Origin of the sequence: uncultured Moraxella sp., from assembly GCF_945873075.1 — a bacterium.
GTDB lineage: Bacteria > Pseudomonadota > Gammaproteobacteria > Pseudomonadales > Moraxellaceae > Moraxella.
This window is the reverse complement of record NZ_CAMCBS010000052.1, coordinates 1-5,176: the sequence shown is the minus strand read 5'-3', so window position 1 is coordinate 5,176 and position 5,176 is coordinate 1. Positions and strand designations below refer to the sequence as shown.

Annotated in this window: 5 protein-coding genes; 3 read left to right on the top strand and 2 right to left on the bottom strand. The window is 45.5% G+C overall.

Annotated elements, in window-relative coordinates; all coding sequences use genetic code 11:
* Window positions 1-22 precede the first annotated feature (22 nt).
* Together mraY and Q0N89_RS09690 are read left to right on the top strand one after the other, a co-directional pair.
* Complete coding sequence (gene mraY, locus Q0N89_RS09695; protein ID WP_078317301.1) at window positions 23-1,120, top strand: phospho-N-acetylmuramoyl-pentapeptide-transferase; 1,098 nt, start codon at window positions 23-25, stop codon at window positions 1,118-1,120.
* A gap of 264 nt (window positions 1,121-1,384) precedes the next feature.
* Window positions 1,385-2,617: a multidrug effflux MFS transporter gene (locus Q0N89_RS09690; protein WP_294035871.1), complete on the top strand. Its 1,233-nt coding sequence runs from the start codon at window positions 1,385-1,387 to the stop codon at window positions 2,615-2,617.
* A 76-nt stretch (window positions 2,618-2,693) separates the two neighbouring features.
* Here the strand turns inward: Q0N89_RS09690 and aat are convergent, their stop codons facing one another.
* Window positions 2,694-3,482: a leucyl/phenylalanyl-tRNA--protein transferase gene (aat, locus tag Q0N89_RS09685; protein ID WP_294035869.1), complete on the bottom strand. Its 789-nt coding sequence runs from the start codon at window positions 3,480-3,482 to the stop codon at window positions 2,694-2,696.
* A 323-nt stretch (window positions 3,483-3,805) separates the two neighbouring features.
* Between aat and Q0N89_RS09680 the strand changes: the two genes are divergently transcribed.
* Window positions 3,806-4,906, top strand: coding sequence for a porin (locus Q0N89_RS09680; RefSeq protein ID WP_294035867.1), 1,101 nt, complete (start codon window positions 3,806-3,808; stop codon window positions 4,904-4,906).
* 70 nt (window positions 4,907-4,976) lie between these two features.
* On the opposite strand, the gene Q0N89_RS09675 is transcribed toward Q0N89_RS09680, so the two are convergent.
* Window positions 4,977-5,176: FAD-dependent oxidoreductase (locus tag Q0N89_RS09675; RefSeq protein ID WP_367178567.1), on the bottom strand; the 200-nt coding region annotated here is incomplete at its 5' end.

The following is a 5,176-nucleotide window of genomic DNA, read 5'->3' as shown; positions in this document are numbered from 1 at the left end:
TAAGATACTTTAAGGAAAAATTATGCTTTATTGGTTATTGCAACAAACAGACATCGCCATCGGGTCATTGACCTTGCGAGCCCTGCTTGCGGTAATTACAGCATTGGTCATCGTGATCTTAGGCGGTAAGCCTGTGATTAATTATCTGCGTACGCTCAAATATGGTCAAGCGGTGCGTGATGATGGCCCAAAAACTCACCTTGCCAAACAAGGCACACCAACGATGGGTGGCGTGCTGATTTTGGTGGCGATTGGTATTGCGACCTTGGCTTGGGCGGATTTGTCCAATCCTTATGTATGGATTTTGATGGTGGTGATGGTCATCTTTGGTGCAGTTGGTTGGGCAGATGACTGGCTAAAAATCAAACACAAAAACCCACAAGGCCTGATCGCTCGCAAAAAATATTTTTGGCTGTCGGTTGGCTCATTATTCGCTGGCGGTTCGCTGTATTATATCGCCACACAGCAAGATGCAGCGACGATGATTGCTATGCAAGATATGCTGATTCCACTGTTTAAAGATGTGGTGATTCCATTTTCGGCGATTCCATTGGGGCTTGGCTTTATCATCGCCACTTATTTTGTCTTGGCAGGCTCATCCAATGCCGTGAACTTGACCGATGGCTTGGATGGCTTGGTGATTTTGCCTGTGGTGATGGTTGCCGCAGGTCTTGGCGTGTTCGCTTATATTTCAGGTTCGGCGAACTATGCAGATTATATGCACGTACCGCACATTGCTTATAATGGCGAAGTGACCATCGTCTGTGCGTCAATCATTGGTGCAGGCTTGGGCTTTTTGTGGTATAACGCTGCGCCTGCCGATGTCTTTATGGGCGATGTGGGTGCATTGTCGCTGGGCGGTATGCTTGGCACGATTGCGGTGATGACTCGCCAAGAGCTTGCCTTTGCCATCATGGGCGGTATCTTTGTCGCTGAAGCGGTGTCGGTGATATTGCAGGTGGGCTCATATCGTCTGCGCAAAAAACGCATTTTCTTGATGGCGCCACTACATCATCATTTTGAAGAAATGGGTCTCAAAGAAACCAAAGTCGTCGCCCGATTCTACATCGTCTGCATCATCCTTGTGGTGCTTGGCTTGATGACCTTGAAACTGCGCTAATTACAAAACCGCGCTAATTACAAAGTTACGATAATCACTGTTATGAATTTACCGCTCTGTATGGGGCGGTATTTTTTTGTCAAGTTAGAAATCTGCAAGCTGTATTCACGGTTTTTACAAGCTTTAATCAAGTATCGTCTGTGATGCTGTGTTACAATATTAATTCCCATTATCATCGACAGGTTTGAGTGGTAGTTAATTGCAGATAAGTTCATATCGATGATAATTATCAATTTTTTTTAATAAAATAATAAGAAGTACATCATGAGTTATCAAAATCAACAACAGGCGACCGCCACGCCATTTCCCACGCTGTGGGTGATGATGCTGGGTTTGATGGTTGCCATCGGGCCACTTGCCATTGATATGTATCTGCCCGCACTGCCAAAGATGGCGGATGCGTTTGGCGTGAGTGTGGCAAATATTTCCAAATCTGTGCCGGCGTATTTTGTGGGATTGGTGCTGGGTCAGCTGTTTTATGGGCCATTTAGCGACCGTGTGGGTCGTGTCAAGCCGATGTATCTGGGTATGGCGATTTTTGTGGTGGCGTCAGTGATTTGTGCGACGACGGAAAATGCCTATGTACTGTTCGCCGCTCGTACCATGCAGGCGCTCGGTGCGTGCGTGTCGGCGGTAGTGACTCGTGCGGCGATTCGTGATACGCTAAATCCTGTGCAGTCGGCTCGTGCGTTTAGCTTGATGGTGCTTGTGATGGGTGTAGCACCGATTTTGGCACCAAGTCTAGGCGCGGCGATTTTGCAGGTGGCGGATTGGCATATGGTGTTTTGGTTTTTGGCGGCGTATGGCGTGCTACTTGTCATCTTGACTAAGTTATTCTTAAAAGAAACCCTAAAGCCTGAGAATCGCAACACCGAGCCTGTCAGTCATGTCATCAGTCAGTATATAGATTTATTAAAAGATAAAACCTTTATCGTGCCTGCATTGTCGGCAGGACTGCTACAAGGGGCGTTTTTTATTTATCTGTCGGCATCCAGTGAGCTATTTATGGTGAATTTTGGGCTGACCGAACGACAATTTGCCATCGCTTTTGGGGCGAATGCCTTTGGCTTTATTGCCTTGACACAGGTCAATCAGTTTTTGACCAAGCGGTTTCGCCTAGTACAGCTACTCAGATTTGGCGTGCTGATTCAGCTGATTTCATCACTGGTATTGTTGGCGCTTGGGCTTATCTTTGGTGGTGATGCCAATGTGGTGCTGGTGTTTTTGAGCATTTTTTGTTGTATTGCAGGGCTTGGCTTTACTCAGCCAAATGCCGCCGCCATTGCGCTAGCGTATCAAAAAAAGCGAGCAGGCATGGCAAGTGCGCTACAAGGGTCGCTACAGTTTTCGGTGGGGATTTTTGGCGGATTGCTCATTGGCTTGTTTGACCTAAATGTCGTGTTGCGTCTTGGTGTGGTCATTAGCGTGCTTGTGGTGCTTGGTGCATTGCTGGCTTATCGCCTTGACCCAAGATTGGATTTGTCCAAGATGGATTGATAAGCTAATGAATAGATGGCAAAGTCATCACAAAGCCATCATAAGCGATGCCCACGCCAAACTGTGCGTGGGTTTTTTATGTCAATAACTCGCTAACATTCAACTGAATCCGCTGTCCACCAAGCCCTGCCACATCATGATGTACAAGTGTCTTTAGTGTCTGCAAAAATTCACTGCGTGGCATCAGTGTCGCCCCAAGACTCATCAGATGTGGATTTTCAAGCTGACAATCAACGAGCGCAATCCCTGATTGTTGGCACAATCGCATCAAGCCCCAAAACGCCACTTTTGATGCATCGGTTTGTCGGTGAAACATACTTTCGCCACAAAAAATTGCACCGATATTCACTCCATATAGCCCGCCAATCATCTCACCTATCATCGGCGCACCCGCCCAAATCTCAACGCTCACCGCCACGCCCAAGCGGTGCAATTCGCCATATGCCAGTTTCATCTCATCATGAATCCAAGTCTCGCTCGTATAGTGGCGTGGCTGACTACAGGCATCAATGACGGTATCAAAGGCAAGATTGGTCGTGAGCGTCCAAGGCTGTTTCTTGGCGGTGCGTACGAGAGATTTGCTCGGGTGAAACTCATCAGGCACAAGCACACAACGCACACTCGGCGACCACCAACAAATCGGGTCATCGGCATCAAACCAAGGAAACACGCCCGAGCGATAGGCGTGCAGTAGCGTCGCCACTGACAAATCCGCCCCCGTGCCCAAAAATCCATCGCCATCAGCCATCAGTGCAGCGTTTTGAAAATCATACGGACAAGTGTCGGCTAGGGTGTGAATATCGTGCAGGGCAGGTGTATGCGACATGGTGATGGTTCCGTGGCTAAGTGGCTGAAATTTTAGCATAATTACGATAAATCATCCAAGTGGCTGATGATTTATTCTATTGATTTTTAATGAGTTTTTGGGCGTTATTGAATTATGCAGAAGTTTTTATGATGACAGTATAATGAAATATGATAATGAATATAAATAATATATATCCAAAAGTCAAATATGGATATAGAAAAATTTCATATAAATTTATCGCCAATATGTTTGCAATTTAGCAAAAATAACGATATATTGCGCAAGATTGTCGTAAATCATAACGATTTGTTACAAATCCATAACGACTGCATGGTTTATGGTAATCGCTTTTCCCAACACAAGTTAAGGACTACTTGTCTATGATGTTCAAAATCCTTTCAATGCCGCTTGCGGTATCTCTCGCCTTGGTAAGCGCAGGTCTTATCTCAACTTCGGCATCGGCTGCACCACAAATTTATGGTGCAATTTATATCAACTCCGATGCAAGCTATTCTCGCACCAAGACTAGCTATACCGATGGCACACCAACCGAAATCACATCTGGTCGCAACCGAGTGTTGATTTTTGATGACGCATCTCGTATCGGTATTCGTGGTTCAGAGACACTATCTGATAAAGTTGATCTTCGCTATCGTATCGAATGGCGCAACCCATTTGATGTTGATAAGCGTACTTTAGAGCCCCGTGATGCGTGGATTGGCTTGGCGCATAAAGATTATGGTACAATTAAAGCAGGTCGGATGCTGACTTATGATGCTTACTTGAATGATATGCCGTGGGGTCGCCCATCATACTTTGATGGTATCCGCACGAATAACAGTGTCCGCTACGAATCACCTGTGATTAAGGGTAATCAATTAACTGTTCAATACATCATGGATGAGAATACGGACGGCTCGACAGCTGGCACAGATTCGCTCAATGGCGATGGTTACGCAGTATCACTCAGCCGTAGTACGGATAAATATAATATTGGTGTTGCATATATTGATGCTAATGCTGATGAAATGTCAGAACCGCGTGGCGTGATGTATATTGGACAGCCGCTTAATGAAGCACTGCGTATTAATGCATCTTATCAAGCGACGCCAACTGTGAAATTGGCAGCAATGTATCAACAAAACAGCCATAACGGTACTCAGTATGGTGAAGCTGCCAAAACTGAAAAAGCATTTGCAATTGGCGCTAGCCGTACACTTGATAAGTCGGTTGAGCTTTATAGTCAAGTCAATGTCTTTAAAGACTTCAATGAATACGGCACAAGATATGATGATAAATTTGACATCATCTTTGGTGCAAAAAAAGACTTTAGTCCAAGCACTTATGCAGGTGTAGAAGTATTTTACTATCAAAAGTCAGTCGATGTACCTGCGCATATGGACGGTGAGAAAGCCATCAAGGCACATCGCATCGAAGATCAAACTTCTGGTTTGTCAGTTTATACAGGTTTCCATTTCTAACCTAAATTGATATTATTCATAAAAAATAACCCGCTTTGCTAGAGAGCGGGTTATTTTTTATGGTGTTAAATCACAGCGCATCCAAATACTTCTCAGCATCGAGCGCCGCCATACAGCCTGTGCCTGCCGATGTGATGGCTTGACGATAGATGTGGTCAGCGACATCACCAGCAGCAAAGACACCTTCGACACTCGTCGCTGTGGCATTGCCATTGAGACCGCTATTGACGACGATATAGCCATCTTTCATGGTCAGCTGACCTTCAAACA

Bases quoted from the DNA above. Each gene is read 5' to 3' on its own strand.
- mraY (WP_078317301.1), top strand. From the start codon at position 23: ATGCTTTATTGGTTATTGCAACAAACAGACATCGCCATCGGGTCATTG.
- Q0N89_RS09690 (WP_294035871.1), top strand. From the start codon at position 1,385: ATGAGTTATCAAAATCAACAACAGGCGACCGCCACGCCATTTCCCACG.
- aat (WP_294035869.1), bottom strand. From the start codon at position 3,482: ATGCTAAAATTTCAGCCACTTAGCCACGGAACCATCACCATGTCGCAT.
- Q0N89_RS09680 (WP_294035867.1), top strand. From the start codon at position 3,806: ATGATGTTCAAAATCCTTTCAATGCCGCTTGCGGTATCTCTCGCCTTG.